Below are 18,673 nucleotides of genomic sequence, written 5' to 3' on the forward strand. Positions count from 1 at the left end.
AATCAAGCACGCGCAATGGCGAACCAGTCAGCCGGAAGAGCAGGGCCCGTCCGCCACCCCAACGAAAGAAGCCGGTGCCGCCACCGATTTTATGGGAGTCCTTCCTGTTGAGTTATGTGCTTTCCTGCCCTGAATGGAACGGCGAAGGTACCATCGCGGCGGCACCTGTACGCTCCCGCTCGCCAAGGTCGCGCCTGTATGTGGTCCCACGTGTTCGGAGGACAATCTGTTGTCGGCGATTGCTCTCAGTGGCGCCTATCGATGCTGAGGTTTCCATTGACCGTTGCATAGATTCGTGTTCCGTCGAATTCCAGCGGCGTGCCCGCAGCCGGTGCTTCCACGCGACGTAGCGGTCCCTGCAGCCCGTTGATCTCCAATTGAACAAAGAGGTCCGCCACGACGTTTTCCAATTGTTCGAACTTCTGGGCCGGATCATCCAAAATGAACTCCGGGCCATCTTGCCGGAGGAGAAAGGAACAAGCCGTTTTTGTGCCCCTGTCTTGGGCCAGCAGACGAACCGACTCGAAGTCCGCCGCCGGCTCTAGAATAAACCGCAACTCCAGTTCATCTGCGTTGAGCGGGGTGGCTCGGCAAACTGCCTTCACGAGTTCCTCGCTCGTGGCTAGCTGCAACAACCCGGCCACATCTTCGTTCCGAATCAGCCGGGATCGCTGCAGGAACGGAAAACTCAATTCCGCTTCGAGGGCTGCGGGGATATGGTCCCGCACGAATTGTGCATGTGCCGTCACCCATCTGCGTTGCCGTTCGCTGGACATGGCCCGAAATCGTGCTGGGACGTAGAAGCGAAGTGCCTTGCGTCGGTAGAGATCCAGCACCAACTGGTCAGCAACCGCGGGTTCAAGGCGCCCTTCCTTGAGGATCCGGGCAATTGTTGCGACCGACTCCGTGTAACCTTCGGGCTCGACGCGGCCGCTGCTGATATTGCTGCCGACTTGTCGGGTGCGGATGAAGTAGTAGTCGTAGTCGGCGAGGATCGAGTTGCGGATGGAAGCTAAATAGCATCTGGTGAGCATCATGCCGTCTTCGAGTCTGACCTTGCCTTCGGGGAATCGGATTCCATGTTCCTCGAGTAACTTGCGCCGGATCATCTTCTGCGGGGAGAGGGTGCCGGTGATTGTTCGCAGCGGGGCATCGACGAGCGTAGAAGCAAAGAGTTTTGCAGCCACTCGTCGGCCGCCGATGCCGACCAGCTTTGGAGCCAACACATCAACTTCGTGGGCATCGGCGAAGTCAACCATCCTGCGTAGAGCTTCCGGGCCCATCAGGTCATCGGAGTCGCAGAAGAATACGTAGTCGGATCGGCTGGCATCGATTCCCACGTTTCTTGGCTGGCCGGGCCAGCCGCTGTTGCGCTGGTGGATGACTCGCATGTTCGGCATCTGCGTCGCATATGCGTCCAGTAGTTTGCCTCCACCGTCGGTAGATCCGTCGTCCACGGCGATCACCTCAAACAAGTCCGGGTCCATGTCTTGGGCACGCAGGGAATCCAGAAGTTCTTTTAGGTACGGCATCGAATTGAAGACGGGGACGATGACAGCAACCCGCGCAGATTGCGCGCTGACGCTGGGGCCGGAGTCCGACTCCCTGACCCGGAACTGGCCGAGTCTGGAAGTAATTTTTGCCTTGATCTTGGCAAGTTTTCGTCGCAGGGATTTCTGAACCGTGGCGATGTCTATTGTCTGCCTTCCAGAGGGTATGTCTGATGTGCTGGCCAAGTCCTCTTGGGAGCATGAAGGCGGGCCTGGAGGGCCAATATTCGGCTACTCGATTTCCCCTGGATCCACGCCCTGTCCGTGGGACTCATAGTAGCGTAGCTGACGTTCGCGTTCGCCGATCAACTTGCCAACTGCTTCGATGAAGGCAGTCGTGGAACTTCCACGCTCCCGATCGCCGAAATAGAAACTACGCATGTGCAATCGTTGCATGTTGCCGGAACACCCGAGCAGGGGCGCCAGATCAGTCAGAATCACATCCCGTGTTGATTCACTGATCACCGGTGAGGCCCGGCTGACGGGCACTTCGCGGTTGAGCTTTTCGAGGTCATCGCGTCGGTCGGTGAGAATGAGTGGCTTCTCAGGGTGGAGGTAAAGGTAGTCTAGGCCGACGCTCGAAACGTCCGTAATCAATCCGTCAACGTCATTGAAAAGAGCCAAGATGTTGAACGATTCAGCGATCAAATGTTGGCCCCCGACCGCGTTTTGCTCCTCTAGCATCGCCCGGATGTGATCGTGGGCGCCGGCTATGGCCGGGTTGGTGGATGTGGGGATTCGCGGATGTGGCTTGTAGATGACCCTCGTATTCGGCAACGCGATCAACGCCTCGACAATCTTCTCGCCGAATACATCCATGGAGGTGTAGTTGTTCGCGTCGTTTTCGCCCTCCCAAGTAGGGGCATACATGAAGGTCCGTCCATGGAACGCTGGCAGCTCAGAAGCAAAATGTGTGTCCAGCTGGGGTCGTCCAACGGTGATCAGTCGATCCAGGTCGAAGTCCAGCAGGACGGCTCGGTGTCGCTCGATGGCCGCGGGACCGGCGACAAAGATCTTGTCGTAGGCCTTGGCTTGGTTCGACACCATGGAGAGCTTGTCGCTTTCACCGTGGTTGATGTGGACATGGACTGGTTTAGCCGTGCTCAAGGACTGAAAGTTCGCCACGCCGTTGTTGACGTACAAGCACAGCTTGAAATTGTTCGATTCGTACAAATTGACTAAATCGTCGAGACGCCGGACGAAGATTTTCGGCAATCCGGTCAACTTGCGGAAGTGCCGAAATGAGGGGACTTTACGAAACACTAAGACCACTCGATGGGTTTGATGGAGTTTTTCCAGGGTGGGTAGCCACTGTTCAAGCTGGTAGGCCTTGTTCACTACATCGCTGAAGTAGACCACCACTTCAGCGGCTACCGGAATTTGGTCGAGTTCGTGATTGGCCACCGGTGCGCTGGCCAGCCCCAGCCACCGACGCGCCTTTACTCCTGGTTTGGAGACAATTGCGGATCTGAGTTGTTCCGCCAGCCAATCTTTCACCTGCATCAACTACTTTCATGGTTTCGTGCTCAAGCGCGGAGTAGTGCACGGCACGGATTCCTGCCGTTCGTTTCAATTCATCTTCCCCAAGACTGTGTCACGCCCATCCGAGCAAAGCCTGTTGCTTGCCTCAATAGTCCCATGCTCCGGCAAAGACTCGGTCACAGATAGGTTTCGACCGCCATTCAAAGGCGTCCGAGGCCGCGAACGTACTCTCCCCGGTACGGCGGACCATCAGCTGGGCGGCGGGTGTCTACTTTAGGCTGAGGTTGCCGTAGACGGTCAAGTATGGCGTTGTCTGCAACAATGGGTTCGCGCCCAGCCGAATGGCACGGGTCACTGACCCGATACTCAGGACGATGCTCAGGTCCAAAGCGTCTCCGTCGGGTTGTTGCGTGCGAAGGTCCGCCGGCAACCGGAAATGGACGAGGCCGTCCTCCACAGTGTGGGGTTCGATTTCATATCCGTAACTGTCCGGGATGCCACGCTGTCTACTCTCAAGCCACAGTCGAGTGAGTTGCGCCGCTCCTGTGTCGACGCCCACTTCGAGTTCGATGTCGCCATTCGGGTCGAACTTAATCCCCGCGAGCCGAACGCTGGCAGCAGCGAGGGCGACACGGGAACTACTGTTCATGCGGGCATTATCCAAGGCTTCCATCCATCGTCCGAAAATCACGTCACTCCGATTCTTTGTTGAATCATGGAATCCTTGGATTGACATGGATTCACATAATGCGTCATCGGACAAAAGGCGGGTCACGGCCCGGACCGCGGCGTCTTGATCGCCGAAGGGAACGAGAAAGCCATTGCGCTGGTCCTCAATCATGTCCCTGGGACCAAAATCAACATCGTAGGCCACGGGTACGCAACCGTGGGCCTGTGCTTCGAGGATGGCCAGCGATTGACCCTCGAACTTGCTGCACATCAGTAGGACGCGCGCTCGGTCGAGACGGTGCCCTACGTCGTCGACATGGCCGGGGAATGTCACCAAGTTCTCGGCGCCGAGCTCGCGCACCGTGGCTTCCAGCGACTGGCGTTGGTTGCCGTCGCCCACCAGATCCAAATGAACCGGAATCCGGGCCTCGGCGACTTTCGCAATGATTTCCAGCACCTCGCCAATGTTCTTCCCCGGGGTGAAACGACCAACGTGAAGAACAGTGCCCGGCTCACGGTCTCCGAATGTCGGCAACGTCTGCGGGCCGTCCACAGGATTGCTGAGCACGAACGTGTTGGACGCTTCGCAAAAGCGTTGCACAAAGGCCTTGCGCTGGGATTCGGTCAAGAACGCGATTCCGTCCCACGCATCACGATTCTGGATGATTTTCTGGTGGGCCGTGGACAGCTTTCCGGTCAGCAGATTCTGGCCCGCAGCCACATGAGTGCTGTGGAAGTTCACGAATTTCACCGCATCGGGATGCTTCCACGACCAGAGGAACCCTGCAGCGTATTTGCTGTCCACCACAACATCAGCGTGCGTTTGGTTTACCAAGTCCGTGAGGAAACGTCGGTAGAGCCTGGAAGTGCTGCTGTACGTAGCAGCGACGTATCCGTCATGGGCGACGAGCTGTAGAGCACGCGGGGTGCCTAGCGTTTTCTCGTCCGAGGGTAGCGTCGAATCAATGAGGTAGACAGTCCCGTCCGCACGGTGGTACTCACGCAGGGTGTCCGTATCATTCCCCGGTATTCTGTAATCGACGTGGAAGAGCGAACCATCGCTTGAGCGACGGGTTCTCGCAGTCTCCACCCATTCCGGAGTCCGGGTACGAGGCTTGGCCTGCCCTTTTGCGTGTGTCAGAAAATGCACAGCATAGAAGTCATGGAGATTCAGCAGCGGGACCTCGGCGTGGTGCCTGCCGGTTTCCACCAGCTTTGTGCGAATGGTCTCAAGCTCGGGGTTGGCATCGAATGTCACCACGGCGCTGGGAACCCCCCGATCGTGGAACAACCCCGCACGCTTGAGGCACATGGTGGTCATGCCGCCGAAGTTCTCCTGGACTGACCATGTGACCATGAGTACGGGCCGATAAGGGGGGCGCGGATTTGCGGGCCGGCTGTGAAGCCAGGTTACGAAGTTGGCACCAGGTGCATCTTGCATCAAAAAGGTCTTCCTCCAATGGCATATCGACCACAAACTGGCGATTGGCCCAACCCTAGCCCGTGTGGCTAAGGGCTTCCAGACAAATGTCGTCGTTGTCATCATTTTCCATCGGAATGGGGAAATGACCCACTGTTCGCCGGAGCCTGCACTCAAGGCTGCCGTCGGCGTCTTGACGGCCATCGTCCCTTCCACACCCGAGGAAACCGAAAGGGGTAGTGTGTTGGACAAATGAGATATTCGACATGCCATCGGGTCGACCGCGGAAAGAACGAATCGGAGTCAACGGCGTGAAATTGCATTCTAGGAAGCTGCTGCTGAAACTGGCCTGGGGAACTGCCGTGGTGCTGGTGGCGGTTCACGTGGGAAGCCTGATGCTGTTGGGTAGCCGGCTCCCCGAAGCACTGGGTAGCCACTGGAACCTGGGTGGAACCGCCGATGCCGCCGGGAGCTTGCCGCAGACCGTGTGGGGCGGGGTTGCGGCGATTGTGGTGCTTTGCGGGCTGGCGACGCTGGGACTGTTGCCGCCCAGCCGGGGCAAGCAGGAAGCGGGACCGCTGCTCCTCGGCCTCTGCACCGGCAGCGCCGTGGTTGCCACCGGAATGATGCTGGCAGGCACCTTGGGGCAGGTCGACAGCGCCTCGGGCGTCGGCCCGCAGATGCACGTGCCCACATCGATCGGCGCGCTGGTGGCCGGTGTGGCCTGGGGGATAGGCAGCGCGATGCTGCTGAACGCATCGGCCCCCGATGCCCCGAGGCCGGCACGCAGGGACTCGGCGACGGGCACCGGTCCACGGAACTGAAGTACCCGGCGGTTCGAGTTGGCTACTGCCCGGGGGCGGTGCCGCCGTAGTGCGCGGCGAGGCGCTTTAGGCCCTCGTCGATTCCTATTCGTGACGCGGGAAGGGGAAGTTTGGTGCTCGGTGATTCGGCGTAGCCGAGCGACCTCCGTATATTGATCAGGTGCGCGCCCCATTTGTTTTGACCCCGTATGTGCGGACTTGTCTGGCACTGGGAGCCTTCTTCATCCTGGTGATAGTTATGCTCCCCGCCTCGAACGACCTATTCGTGCACGCGGCCACCCTCGAACAGCTGCAGGCGAACTTCTGGGACCCCCGGGATCCCATGGTGAACGAGGACGGGCTGGGCAACCCCTATTTCTCGCCGTACATGGTCTTCTGGGCCGCCATGGCTAAGTTCACCGGTTTGGGGACGTTCGTCGTCCTGCGGCTCGGGGCCATCGTGAACCTGGTTCTGTTCCTGACTGGATTCGGGGCCTTTGTCGGAACGTTGACAGGCAACCGGAAGGCGCCGGTCTTTTCGCTGGCAGCAGTGTTCTTCCTGTGGGGCACCGGATTCCTCTACTGGAGTGGATTCATTTCGTTCCCAAGCCTCATTGCGTCGATTGCATATCCCTCGACATTTGCCGTCGGCATGGGCCTGTGGCTCTGGGCTTGGCTCTCCAGGCTTATCAATGAAACGGGCGGTTCAGTATCGCGGGTGGCGCTCACCCTGACCATCGCCGCGGGCGGTTCACTGGTGGTCCTGTCCCACCAGTTCACGGCCGTGGGTGTCTGCCTCTACGCGGGGCTGTATGTGGCGAGGCACCACCGGAGACTTTCCCGGACCACTTTGATTTTTTTCGCCGTGATCGTGGCCGCCGTACTAGCGTCGATTCTTCTCTGGCCGTGGTTCAACCTGCTGTCCTCGACCGGCGGAGTGGACGGATTCAATGCGGTGCACAAGTCGCTCTACACAGACCTGGTTAAAAGGTATTCGTTGTTGCTCGTGGCCACCCCCGTGCTGGTGTATCGGCTGGCAAAGGACAAGGCCGACCCCTTGGTGCTCACCGTCTTGTTTTGCCTGGCCGTCTTCGTCTACGGCGGCGTTAGCGGAAACTATTTCTTGGCCAGGATCTTCCCGCCGGTGGCGCTGTTGAGCCAGATTGCTGTGGGCATTGCCGTAGCCCAGTGGCTGGGCCGCGGGCGCAAGCAAATCCAACGTCTCTATGCCACAGCCGCTTGCCTTGGCATCCTGGCCGGGGTGGTATTCCAAAGCGGATTCGTTAATCTTCTGGCGCCAGGCTCCTATCCCGCGGCCCTGGATGAAACCTTCGGCTCGCGCATGACCAAGGGGGACTACCGCTGGCTGACCGAGCACGCAGACCCAGGAGACTCGGTAATGACCACCAACTGGGACGCACGAGCCATGGCTCCGGGTTACGGGATATTCACCGTCATGACAGCGTGGCCCGATCCGTTCCTGGGGGATGTTGAGCAGCAACGGCGTGCCGATTCGCTGGAATTCTTCAGGCACAGTACGGATCCCCGGCGCAGGGCCGAACTCATGACGAAATACGACGCACAATGGGTGATAGTGGTCGACAAGAATATCGCGGTCCTTGGAGATGACCCGCAATTCGCCTGGGTTGGCGAGCGGCCCGACACCGGGGTGCGCGAGGAAAACACCGACCGGGGACGGCAACAGCTCTTCGAATTTGTAGGGGGATAGCAGCATTCGGGCACCGTGCCGCCCGTCGATCGATGACACCAGCTGGTCTTCGCGGAGGAAATCGGAAACCGTGGGCACGATGTCCACCCGACTCCATGTTTTAGGAAGCCTTTCGGGGCCCGGTGCCGCCGTAGTGCGCGGCTAGGCGCCTCAGGCCCTCGTCGATTCCCACCCGGGGTGCCCAATCCAGCACCTCGCGGGTCTCGCGCTGGTCGAACCAATGCGCTGTCGAGAGCTGCTCCGCCAGGAACCTGGTCATGGGCGGCTCGTCGTGCACCAGGTTGCGGGACCCTGCGGCCAGCCACGCGCGCTCGATGAGCGAGCCCGCGCCGCGTGCCAGCCAGCCCGGGACGCTGAGCCGGGGTGCGGGCACGCCGCCGGCGCGGCAGATCCCGGAGATCAATTCACCCACCGGGCGCGGTTCTCCGTTGGTGATGACCAGGGCCCGGCCGTGGGCGTGTTCCATGCGTTCAAGCCCGCGCACGATGGCATCGGCGGCGTTGTCGATGTAGGTGGTGTCGATCAACGCGACGCCGCCATCGAGCAGCGGCAGCCTTCCCGACCTGGCGCGTTCGATGACGCGCTCCACCAATTGGGTGTCGCCGGGTCCCCAGACCACGTGCGGCCTGATGGCGGTGACACGGAAGTCGGCCGCATCCAGTGCCAGCGCGCTGAGCTCTGCCGCCGCCTTGGAACGGGCATAGTTTCCGTGGGCACGGTCCGGGTCCGCCATACCTGCACCGGCGCCCGCCAGCGGCTCGCCGAAGTGGGCGACGGAGGGGGAGGAGACGAACACGAAGTCCGCCGCCCCCGCGCTGCGGGCTGCCTCCAGCAGGGTCTTGGTCCCGGTGATGTTGGTTGCCGTGAAATCGTGCCAGGACCCGGTGAAGGAGACCTTCGCCGCCAGGTGGATGACGGCGTCCATGCCGTCAACGGCCCGGCGCACCGCGGCAGGATCGGTCAGCGAGCCCAGCACCTCGTCGGTGGCTCCCGCGCTGGCCCGGCGCTGGAAGGTGCGCACCCGGTGCCCCTTGGCGCGCAGCAGCGAAGCCACCGCGCCGCCAAGCAGCCCGCTGGCACCGGTGACCAGCACGCGGCGGCCGGTGTCCGGGTTCCCCTGGTTGCTCACGGGTTGCGGATCCGTCCGCCGGCCAGGGTGACGGTGGCCCAGGAGGCCAGCGCGGCCCGATCGATCTTGGAATTGTGCCGGATATCGGTGGGCAACGCCGGGACCACCAGCACCGCGGACACCTCGGTCCCGGTGCCTGCGACCGCGGCGCGCACGGCTGTGGCCAGCGCCTCGGGGGCGGGGGCCGCGCGGCGCACCGGCGGCACCGTCTCCATGACGATGACGGGGGCCTGGGTGCCCGAGGGCCCCACACCGACCAGTGCTGCGCGTCCGGCGCCCCGGACCGATTCGGCTGCCTGTTCACCGGCGACCGGGGTCCGCGGTCCGGAGGCAGTGTCCAGCACGTGGCCGAGCCTGCCTTCCACCCAGAGCCGTCCGGCCGTATCGAGATGTCCCACGTCCCCGGTGCGGTGCCAACCCGGGATGGAGGTGCTGAGTTGTTCGGTGATCCAGAGCCTGTCGTAGCGGTCCTTCACGTGCGGGGCGCGCACCAGGATTTCCCCGGTGAGGTTGGCAGCGGTCTGCGGCTGGTCGCCGGCTCGCCCGTTGGCGTCCAGCGGGGCGATGGCGACCCGGGCCCCGGCGACGGGGGTGCCGACGCAGACCCCGTTGCCGGCACCGGCAGCCCGGATGCCCTCGAGGTCGATGTCGGTGACCGGCAGGGCTTCGGTCATCCCGTACGGGGTGTGCACGCGAGCACCGGGCACGAGGTCCTGGATCTTTGCCAGCAGCGGCTCGGGGATCGGGGCGCCGGCCGAGAGCAGCAGCGATATGCCTGCCAGGGTCCGGCGTTGGGCGGCATCGAGGCCTTCCCGGGTTTCCAAGACGTTGGCCAGGGCAGCGGGGGAGGCGAAGACCGTGGTGGCATCCACGGTGGCCGCCGCATCTGCAAGTGCCGTGGCGGTGAGCGTGCGCGGGGCGGTGACGTCCATGTCGGGGGTCACCGAGGTGGCGCCCAGGGCGGGGCCGAGCAGCGCGAACGGGGCGAAGCCCGCCACGAGCGCCGAACCGGCCTTCAGGTCATAGGTGTCGCGCAGGGTGTCCCGCATGGCCGCCAACTGGCGGTGGGTGTACACCACGCCCTTGGCGGGGCCGGTGGATCCCGAGGTGAAGAGCACCGCCGCATCGGCATCGGGGTCCGCCGGGGTGAATTCCCGGTGTTGGGCGGCGGTGGTCGTGCCTGCCTCGAGCAGTTCGGGCACGGTGTGTGCCACGCCGAGCAGGGTGCGCTTGGCGGCGGGCATGTCCCCGGCGGCGATCCGGGTTCCGGGCCAGCCCAGGAACCTCGCCCCGGTCAGTGCGCGGTCGATTCCAATGAGGTAGCCGGGGCCGGCCCCGCGGATGGCGCGGCCCAGCCCCTTGGTGCCCAGACCCGCATCGGCCACCACGATCACGGCGCCCAAACGCAGGCAGGCATAGATCAGCGAGGTCAGTTCGATGCCCGGGGGCACCAGAAGATTGACCCGGTCACCGGGCTTGACCCCGATGTGCGCCAGGCCGCGGGCCAGCGCGTTGACCCGGTTGCCCAGTTCCGCCCATGACAGCGAGCCGGCCGGGTTGATGTCCACCACCGCGGTGCCGGTGTCCTGCGTGCGCCCATCGAGTTCGGCCAGCATGGGCCGGTATTCGGCCAGGGCCCCGGCGCGCCGGGCGGTGTGCGCGGTGTTTGCCCGGGCCAGCCAGTCAAAGACCGGGGTGGCGATGTCGCGGTCCTCGGGAAGCAGGTGGCCGGCGCCCTCGAAGCGGTGCACCGCGGCGTGGGGGAGCCGGTCCATCAGGTCACGCAGGTAGCGGTCGGAGAATACCGGGTCCTTGGGTCCCCAGAGCAGCAAGGCCGGAACCTCCAGCGTGCGCAGGCCATCGGCGATGGCATCGAGGGTGGTGCGGCTGGGGTGGTCCTCGGTGAAGGGGATGTCGGCAACGAAGTTCGCCACTCCCGTCCTCCGCCCCGCATTGGCGTAGGGGGCCATGAAAGCCTGGCGGACGATCGGTTCCAGGGCCGGCTGCGCCAGCGAGTGGGTGGTGCGCAGGAAGGCGTCGGTGGTTTTGGTGCCCCAGCCGTGGACCGCGGGGTGGGAGGCCAGGCGCAGCGCTGCGGGCAGTTCGTAGCCGGCCGGGTGCACCGCGGTGTTGGTGAGCACCACGTTGGCCAGTTGGTCCGGGTGTGCCAGGGCCCAGCCCAGGGAAATGAGTCCGCCCCAGTCGTGGCCGACCGTGGTCACGTCGCCGGTCAGCTTCAGGGCGTCGGACAGGTCGCCGAGGTCGTTGACCCGGTCGGCGAGCCGGCGGAACACGCCGGTGCGCACGGAGAAGCCCATGTCCAGCTGGTCAACCGCCACCACGCGCCAGGGCAGGTCATGGGTGGCCACGTGCTGCAGCAGGCCGCGCCACAGGTAGGACCAGGTGGGATTGCCGTGCACGCACAATAGCGTGCCGATCGGCGTGATGCCCTTGTCGGCCAGCTCGGAGGCGTTGTCCAGCAGGTGCCATTGGTGGCTGGTGCCCGGTGCATCCACGTCCGAGGTGGAGGGCACCATGACGCGGCGGGAGTACCGGGAATCGACACCGGGGAAGAGCTCGGTCACCAGGCAAGCTCCAGCATGGCGGTGTTTAGCCCGGAACCTACCCCCATGCACAGCACCCGATCACCGGGCTTCAGTGTCTTGGCTTCCTGGGAGAGGGTCATGGGCAGCGATGCGGGCCCGACATTGCCCCACTTGGGGAACGTGATGGGCACCCGGTCGCGGACCAGGCCGACGGCCTTGATGATGGCATTGGTGTAGGAATTGGATACCTGGTGGGTGACGTAGCGATCCATGGATTTCCAGTTCCAGCCGGCCTGGTGGGCCTCGTCCCAGGCATCGACCACCAGTTCCAGGCCGTTGTCCAACAGCCCCTTGGTGTCGGTGTACATGCCCGACGGGCCTCCGACGCACAGTTTGTGGTGTTCGGTTCCCGCACGGGAGACCCCGCCAACGATGCGGTGCGCGCCGGGGTGCGCGTCGGCCGGGCCGATGACCGCGGCGGCGGCGCCCGAACCAAGAGTGAGGGTCGCGAATTCCCGCAGGTAGTCCTCGCGGGTGGAGTCCTCGGCATTGAGCCGGCGGAACGTGGTTTCCTGGGTCGGCTGGGCATCCTCTCCGGCGACCACCAGGGCGTACTTGATCTGCCCGGAGTCGATCATGTTCGCGGCCAAGGTCATGCCGTTGACGAAGCCCAGGCAGGCGTTGGCCACGTCGAAGTTCATGGCCGAGGACGGCAGTCCCAGGTCGTGGTGGATCTTGGAGGCCACAGAGGGTTCCAGGTTGCGGCGGGTGACCGAGGTGTTGATCAGCAGGCCGATCTCGCCCGGCTCGATGCCGGCCTCGGCCAGGGCCTTGCCTCCGGCCTCGACCGCGGCATCATCGAAGCTGGTCCCCTCCGACCACCAGCGGCGCTCCATCACTCCGGCAACACGTTCCAACAGCTTTTTCGACAAGCGCAGGCGCTTGAGGCTGGGTGCCAGACGTTCGTCGAATTCCCCGGAGGTCATGACCACCGGGGCCTGCACGCTGGTGACGGCCAAGAGGGCCGAATTATGGTGCCGAAACGTTGCATTGCCGTTCAAAATCTAGCCTTTGTGTCGGGGCCGTCGTGCCGGTGTCGGGCGCGAAGAATACGGACGCCGGATCCATCTCAAGGTCCAACGATTAAAAATGTCCTCGTCCTACCGTATTCCCTCGGCGTGCCCGGGGCACACACGGGCGCGCCAAGCGTCGTCCGCGGGGATCGCGTTGCTAGTGCCTGGCCTTGGCCTTTGCGGGCGTGCCATTGACGGGCTTGGTGCAATTGGTGTCCCAGTCGGCCGGGCCGTTTCCGCCCGCGGCGTATTCAGCCAAGGGCACCGCATCGTCGGCCCACGCGGTGAGGATCGGATCGACAATGCGCCAGCATTCCTCCGCTGTGTCTCCGCGCACAGACAGGGTCGGGTCGCCGGAGAGCACGCCGAGGAGGACTTCGCCGTAGGGGAGGAGGTCCGGGGAATTGAGTTCAGCGGCCAGGGTGACGCGGTCCAGGGTGTAGAGGTCGCCGGGGCCGTTGACGTCCAGGTCCAGTGACAGCGTGTCGGGGCCGAATCCGATCCGCAGTTTCGTGGGTTCGTCGGTGCCCTTGAATCCGGTGGGCAGGTGGGAGACCGGGCGGAAGGTGATGATGGCTTCCTTGCGCGCGGTTCCCAGGGCCTTGCCGGCACGCAGGATGAACGGAACCCCGGCCCAGCGCGAGTTGTTGATGTTCAGCGTGACCTCCGCCAGCGTCTCGGTCTTCAATGCCGGTTCCACGCCTTCCTCGCTGGCGTAGTCGGGCACCGGACGGCCCTTCGAGGTGCCGGCGGTGTAGCGGGCACGGCGCGTGTTTTCGGCGGGGTTGCCGGCCAAGGCTGTGGCGCGCAGCACCGAGCCGAGGTGGTCGCGCACGTCGCGTTCCTTCAGTGTCGCAGGGGCGTTCATGGTCAGCAGGCCAAGGATCTGCAAGAGGTGCGACTGGATCATGTCGCGCAGCGCCCCGGCGCCGTCGTAGTACCCGGCACGGTCTTCGAGGGCGAGTTCCTCGTCGTAGAAGATTTCCATCTTCTCCACGTGCTCGGAGGTGAACAGGGGTTCGAGCAGGTGGTTGGCGAAGCGCAGGCCCAGGATGTTGAAGACCGTGCCCTTGCCCAGGAAGTGGTCGACGCGGTGGATGTTTTCCTCCGGGACCAGGCGGATCAGCGTGCGGTTCAGTTCCTGCGCGGATTGCTGGTTGGAGCCAAAGGGCTTTTCCATGACCAACAGCGTGGACTCGGGAAGTTCCCCCGGTTCCAGGACCTCGCAGGCCTTCTGGCTCACCGCGGGGGGAAGCGCGAAGTACAGTGCCACCGGCCCCTCAAGGGAATCGACCAGGGCGGCCAGTTCGCCGGGTTTTGTGACGTCGAGTTCGGCGAAGCGGGTGTCGGCGGCAATCTTGTCGAGTTCGGTGCCGCCCTGGCCCGTGGCCTGTTTCTTCGCCGCCGCGCAGACCTCGTTGACGCGCTGTTGCCATTTCTCCTGTGAATAGCCCGGGCCACCGGCTCCGGCAAGCTTCAGCCCGCGGGCTCGGCCCGAGCCAACCAGCCGGGCCAGGCCCGGAAGCAACAGCCTTCCGGTGAGGTCGCCGGAGGCGCCGAGGATCAATAATGTGGTTACGTGGGTACCGGTCTGGGAGCTTGAATCAGGGTTCACATCTCCAAGACTGCCATGTGTTGAAGAAAGAGCCCCATGTTATTGGTAATCTTGGATGTTGAGTCCAGCGGGTTAGACCGCGCCTAACGCCCACAACGAAAGAAGTGCACGGCACGTGTTCAATTCACTCTCCGACCGCCTGACATCCACCTTCAAGAACCTCCGCGGCAAGGGACGGCTGACCGAGGCCGATATCGACGGCACCGTTCGTGAGATCCGCCGTGCCCTGCTGGACGCCGACGTCGCCGTCACGGTGGTCCGTGCCTTCGTGGCCCATGTCAAGGAACGTGCCCTGGGCGAAGAGGTTTCGGCCTCGCTGAACCCGGGCCAGCAGATCGTCAAGATCGTCAACGAGGAACTCGTCGACATCCTGGGCGGGGAGACCCGCCGGCTGAACCTGGCCAAGGTCGCCCCCACGGTCATCATGCTCGCCGGCCTGCAGGGTGCGGGCAAGACCACCTTGGCCGGCAAGCTGGCCAAGCACCTCAAGGCCCAGGGCCACACCCCGCTGCTGGTGGCGTGTGACCTCCAGCGCCCCAATGCCGTCAAGCAGCTGCAGGTCAACGGCGAACGCGCCGGGGTGCCGGTCTACGCACCGCACCCGGGCGTCTCCTCCGAGTTCGAGTCCGCCACCGGCGACCCGGTGGCAGTGGCGCGCGACGGCGTTGCCGAGGCCCGCACCAAGCTGCACGACGTGGTCATCGTCGACACCGCCGGACGCCTGGGCATCGATGCCGAAATGATGCAGCAGGCAGCTGACATCCGCGCCGCCGTCAATCCGGACGAGGTCCTCTTCGTCATTGACGCGATGATCGGCCAGGACGCTGTCAACACCGCCCAGGCCTTCAACGACGGCGTCGGGGTCACCGGCGTGGTGCTCACCAAGCTCGACGGCGACGCCCGCGGCGGTGCCGCCCTCTCGGTGGCCTCGGTCACCGGCAAGCCCGTCATGTACGCCTCCACCGGCGAGAACCTCGACGACTTCGAGATCTTCCACCCGGACCGCATGGCGTCCCGCATCCTGGACATGGGCGACATCCTCACCCTGATCGAGCAGGCCGAGCAGAACTGGGACAAGGGCGAGGCCGAGCGGATGGCGAAGAAGTTCGCCGACCGCGAGGACTTCACGCTCGATGACTTCCTGGCCCAGATGGCCCAGATCCGCAAGATGGGGTCGATGAAGAAGATCCTGGGCATGATGCCCGGATCGCAGATCTCCCGCCAGCAGCTCGAGCAGTTCGACGAGTCGCAGATCGACCGGATCGAGGCCATCGTCCGCTCCATGACCCCGCACGAGCGCGTGGCACCGAAGATCATCAACGGCTCGCGCCGCGCACGTATTGCCAAGGGCTCGGGCGTGCACGTCTCCGAGGTCAACTCGATGCTCGAGCGCTTCGGCGAGGCCCAGAAGATGATGAAGAAGCTGGCCTCCGGCGGGGCCATCCCGGGCATGCCCGGCGGGCGTCCAGGCGCCAAGAAGGGTTCCAAGGGCTCGGCCAAGAAGAAGCAGAAGTTCGGGAATCCGGCCAAGGCCGCGCAGCTGGCGGCGGCGGAGGCCAACAAGGCCAAGACCCCCTCGGGTGCCGCCTTCGGCGCCGGGCCCAAGGACTTTGACCCCTCCGAATTGAACCTGCCGAAGGGGTTTGAGAAGTTCCTTGGCAAGTAGCCCCGGGGAGCCGGATGGAGGCGTGGCGCCAGCGTGGCTGATCGCCTCCATGGCGTTCATCTTCGATGAGCCCTCCGGCGTCCAGGCCCACCGACGCCTGAAGGAGACCCTGCGCGCCCGGCAAAGCATTTCCCTGCTGGCCGAACCCGTCTCCTGGGGCAAGCTCTCGGTGGTCGAGATGGTCGTGGCGGTGAACCCCGACGGTTTCATCGTCATGGCCGATGAAGCGGGGGAGATCTCCTTCGGCCAGCAGATCGAGGGATTCGCCATCGCCCTGAAACGTGGCACCGGAGCGCTTTACGCCGACTTTGACGGTGTGGATGCCGAGAGCGGGGAACCTATCGCCGACGACGCGCTCGAGCACCCGACCGGAGGGCGATCGGTGCTGTTGGGCACGTTCAAGGAATCCGAGGTGGCGTTCTTTGCCGGTGCCACCAAGACGGCCTGGCAGCACTTCTCCACCGAACACGGCGACGTGGCGGTGCACCAGGGCTACATGCCCGAGATCATGTTGTCGAAGTCGACGTTCCCCGCCATCATGCTCTCGCGCCTTGGCCCGCGCTTTTCCATGGTCTTCTGGTTCGAGGGCCAGAGCCGTAAGCTCCACGGCTACCCGGGTTTCGGCCACGGCTGGTCGGTCGCTGCCGAGCCGGTGCTCGACCCCGTTCCGGGCACCAAGGCGGCCGAGGTTTCCGACTTCCTCACCCGCGAATGGCTCGCGCCGGACCTGGAATCCATTGCCCGGCTCTCCGAATACGGCATCGGCGAGGACGTGATCACCCAGCTCAACGAGGCACTTGGCGGCAGCGGGTCGGTCGAGAAGTTGCGCGCCGTGCTGGAAATCTTTGGCAGGCCCCGTGCCTTGGCCGACTACGTCGAGGATGGCACGGTGCCGGAATCTGCGCGCCTGGTCGAGCCCCGCGGACTGGGCCCAACCGTTGCCAAGGCCATGGGCGCCGACGCGCGCGAGGCCAAGGGCATCCGCAAGTTCTTCAACATTCTTTCCTGGCGACCCCGCACGCAGGTCCTGTGGGGCGTGTTCGAGGCGGTGGTTGCCATGGCACTGGTGCTGCTCACCGACTGGCAGCAACCCTGGCTGCCCTTCTGGGCCGTGGCTCTCATTGCCGCGCTCTGGGGAGTAGACGCACTGTCGAACATCGGCATCGGCACCTGGCGGCTCACCCGGGATCGTCGCTCGGGCCACTAGCAAGTACCCCCATCTCCCGGCCGGACTGGCCACAATGTCCGCTGGCGGGGTCCGGGCCCCGGCCCTTTGCCGTCGATTCCGGGCCGACCAGGACAGCACGCACCCATGCGACCATGGGGGCGACTCCGGGACGCGCAGTGTTTCCCTCGCCGACAGGTCATAAGCCGTCCAGTGAAGCGATTCCCTGCCTCCGATGTCAAAACCCTTGTGCCGAGGCGGAACTGTTGCTTTGCTCTTATTGACAGGGTTTTCCCGGGCGCCCCAGAGCTCCGGAAGACCGCATCGTGGCAGCGCCGATGGCCGCCGGGATACGTTGAGGACCCCACATGGGGCCGCTGTCTCCAACGGCGTCGACACGCAACGACGGGCCATTCACCAATTCACATCGAGTCCAGAGATAACCGAACCGGGGCGCGAGGAGAATCATGCGCTGTGAAAGGTCATGGGCGGCCGGGTTTCCATGGCAGACATCGCTTCCAAGGCGCGGACCTATTGGAGGAAGACCATGAACGTCAATGATTTCAGTGCCCCCTACCCACCGGAGTTCCCGATGGATCGGCAAGCAGTTCGGCCGACCGTGCAGCCGGCAATCAAGAACCAGTGGACCGATACCGCCAGGCGGACGGCGACCGGACCCGCCCCTCCGGCAGTGGGCCCCTCCGGTCCGGCCGTAGATGGGGAAGCCGGTAACGACGCGCCGGGACCGGTCGTCTCCGGGAGCGAGTCCGCGGGGACCCATATCGCGCGGGACCTTGGGGATGAGGGGTCCAGATTGTTCTCCACACTCGTCGGCGAGATCGGGAACCAGGCCTCCCTCCAGCAACGCCGGGTCGTCACCACGCTCCGTGAAATCAGCGACGAATTCGCGTGGATGCTGCATGACGGTTCAGCCAGGGGTCTGGCCGCGAACGTCGTCGAACGGGCAACGGTGTACAGCGCAAACGCGGCTGATTGGTTGGACGGTCGGGACCCCGGCGACCTTGTTCAGGAGACCAAGCGGTTTGCGAAGCGACACCCGGCGGCATTGCCTGGAATTGCCCTGGGCGCCGGCCTGGTTGCCGGCCGTCTGACCCGGAACGCCAGCGAAGGTCTGTCCGTACGGGAGGCAGACGACGCGCGGACAGGCAGGAACCCGGTGTCTGCAGAGCGTCCATGGAATAACTCCGCGATGCAGCCGGCGAAAGGTGCGAACATTGGCGGCATCGAGCCTCGGCGCACCGAAGGCGAGCCCGATGTTGGAGGAAAGCCTTCGGGACTGCACGGCCCGGGGCCGGGATTCAGCCGACCATGAGCAGGCAACCAGCGGACGTCCAGCCCGAAGGCACCTTGGATTCGCCCCGCACCCATGGGTCGGACCGGATGCAGCGCCATGGGCTGGAGGACCGGTTCAGGGGATTCACCGAAAAATTTGATGTCATCGTCCACCAGCAGATCGGGCTGGTCAAGGGCGAGATCCGGATCCTCTACCGGACGGTGCGCAAGGGGGTGAGGCTTTACGCCGGGGCCGTCCTGGCCGGACAGTTCGCGTTCCTCTTCCTGGCATTGGCCGCCCTGGCAGGCCTGGCAACCTGGATCGGCTGGGGATACGCAGGACTTCTTCTGGCAGCGTTCTGGGTCATCATCGCCGCCGTACTCATCGGCATGGGCCGGAACGGGTTCGAAGCTTTCGATGGCTTGCCCGATGGCAACGCAACCCACCGGGAGATGCCCCCGAAAACCAGTTCCCGGCACACGGCACCGTGAAACGCGCGCCGGAGACGGAAAGGATGCGCTTGGACGATGAA

The 18,673-nt window shown here is 64.1% G+C and carries 13 protein-coding genes; 6 read left to right on the forward strand and 7 right to left on the reverse strand.

Annotated features, from left to right (window positions below):
• Window positions 1-245: 245 nt before the first annotated feature.
• From Q2T94_RS17285 to Q2T94_RS17295, 3 genes are all read right to left on the reverse strand, one after another.
• Window positions 246-1,736 carry a glycosyltransferase family 2 protein gene (locus Q2T94_RS17285; protein ID WP_302265939.1) on the reverse strand — a complete coding sequence of 497 codons (1,491 nt, stop codon included), beginning with the start codon at window positions 1,734-1,736 and terminating at the stop codon, window positions 246-248.
• Window positions 1,737-1,781: 45 nt separating this feature from the next.
• Window positions 1,782-3,053 carry a CDP-glycerol glycerophosphotransferase family protein gene (locus tag Q2T94_RS17290; protein WP_302265940.1) on the reverse strand — a complete coding sequence of 424 codons (1,272 nt, stop codon included), beginning with the start codon at window positions 3,051-3,053 and terminating at the stop codon, window positions 1,782-1,784.
• Window positions 3,054-3,300: 247 nt separating this feature from the next.
• Entirely contained in the window at window positions 3,301-5,022 is a 1,722-nt protein-coding gene (locus Q2T94_RS17295; RefSeq protein ID WP_302265941.1) for a glycosyltransferase, read from the reverse strand.
• Between the two features lie 410 nt (window positions 5,023-5,432).
• Between Q2T94_RS17295 and Q2T94_RS17300 the strand changes: the two genes are divergently transcribed.
• Together Q2T94_RS17300 and Q2T94_RS17305 are read left to right on the forward strand one after the other, a co-directional pair.
• On the forward strand, window positions 5,433-5,945 hold the full coding sequence (locus tag Q2T94_RS17300) for an SdpI family protein (RefSeq protein WP_302265942.1): 513 nt from the start codon (window positions 5,433-5,435) through the stop codon (window positions 5,943-5,945).
• 238 nt (window positions 5,946-6,183) lie between these two features.
• The gene (locus Q2T94_RS17305; protein WP_302265943.1) at window positions 6,184-7,653 is read left to right on the forward strand and encodes a glycosyltransferase family protein; all 1,470 of its coding nucleotides are present in this window, start codon (window positions 6,184-6,186) and stop codon (window positions 7,651-7,653) included.
• Window positions 7,654-7,753: 100 nt separating this feature from the next.
• Here the strand turns inward: Q2T94_RS17305 and Q2T94_RS17310 are convergent, their stop codons facing one another.
• From Q2T94_RS17310 to Q2T94_RS17325, 4 genes are all read right to left on the reverse strand, one after another.
• Window positions 7,754-8,782, reverse strand: a complete 1,029-nt coding sequence (locus tag Q2T94_RS17310) for an NAD-dependent epimerase/dehydratase family protein (RefSeq protein WP_302265944.1) — start codon at window positions 8,780-8,782, stop codon at window positions 7,754-7,756.
• Window positions 8,779-11,367 (reverse strand): alpha/beta fold hydrolase, encoded by a 2,589-nt coding sequence (locus tag Q2T94_RS17315; protein WP_436836837.1) that lies wholly within the window; start codon window positions 11,365-11,367, stop codon window positions 8,779-8,781. Before Q2T94_RS17315 ends, Q2T94_RS17310 begins: the two co-directional genes overlap by 4 nt.
• A complete protein-coding gene (locus Q2T94_RS17320) occupies window positions 11,364-12,389 on the reverse strand; it encodes a 3-oxoacyl-ACP synthase III (RefSeq protein WP_302265945.1) in 1,026 nt (341 codons plus the stop codon). The genes Q2T94_RS17315 and Q2T94_RS17320 overlap by 4 nt, the downstream gene beginning before the upstream one ends.
• A 169-nt stretch (window positions 12,390-12,558) precedes the next feature.
• Complete coding sequence (locus Q2T94_RS17325) at window positions 12,559-14,016, reverse strand: glucose-6-phosphate dehydrogenase (protein ID WP_302265946.1); 1,458 nt, start codon at window positions 14,014-14,016, stop codon at window positions 12,559-12,561.
• Window positions 14,017-14,131: 115 nt separating this feature from the next.
• On the opposite strand from Q2T94_RS17325, the gene ffh reads away from it, so the two are divergent.
• The 4 genes from ffh (at window position 14,132) to Q2T94_RS17345 (ending at window position 18,632) form a co-directional block, all read left to right on the forward strand.
• Complete coding sequence (ffh, locus tag Q2T94_RS17330; RefSeq protein WP_264269753.1) at window positions 14,132-15,682, forward strand: signal recognition particle protein; 1,551 nt, start codon at window positions 14,132-14,134, stop codon at window positions 15,680-15,682.
• A 22-nt stretch (window positions 15,683-15,704) separates the two neighbouring features.
• Window positions 15,705-16,889, forward strand: a complete 1,185-nt coding sequence (locus Q2T94_RS17335; protein ID WP_302265947.1) for a hypothetical protein — start codon at window positions 15,705-15,707, stop codon at window positions 16,887-16,889.
• A 772-nt stretch (window positions 16,890-17,661) separates the two neighbouring features.
• The gene (locus tag Q2T94_RS17340) at window positions 17,662-18,180 is read left to right on the forward strand and encodes a hypothetical protein (RefSeq protein ID WP_302265948.1); all 519 of its coding nucleotides are present in this window, start codon (window positions 17,662-17,664) and stop codon (window positions 18,178-18,180) included.
• Complete coding sequence (locus Q2T94_RS17345) at window positions 18,177-18,632, forward strand: phage holin family protein (protein WP_302265949.1); 456 nt, start codon at window positions 18,177-18,179, stop codon at window positions 18,630-18,632. Before Q2T94_RS17340 ends, Q2T94_RS17345 begins: the two co-directional genes overlap by 4 nt.
• Window positions 18,633-18,673 lie beyond the last annotated feature (41 nt).

The organism is Paeniglutamicibacter sulfureus (assembly GCF_030512175.1).
GTDB classification, from domain to species: domain Bacteria; phylum Actinomycetota; class Actinomycetes; order Actinomycetales; family Micrococcaceae; genus Paeniglutamicibacter; species Paeniglutamicibacter sulfureus.

Coding starts and splice junctions, on each gene's coding strand:
- Q2T94_RS17290 (WP_302265940.1), bottom strand. CDS start 3,053: ATGCAGGTGAAAGATTGGCTGGCGGAACAACTCAGATCCGCAATTGTC.
- Q2T94_RS17295 (WP_302265941.1), bottom strand. CDS start 5,022: ATGACCACCATGTGCCTCAAGCGTGCGGGGTTGTTCCACGATCGGGGG.
- Q2T94_RS17305 (WP_302265943.1), top strand. CDS start 6,184: ATGCTCCCCGCCTCGAACGACCTATTCGTGCACGCGGCCACCCTCGAA.
- Q2T94_RS17345 (WP_302265949.1), top strand. CDS start 18,177: ATGAGCAGGCAACCAGCGGACGTCCAGCCCGAAGGCACCTTGGATTCG.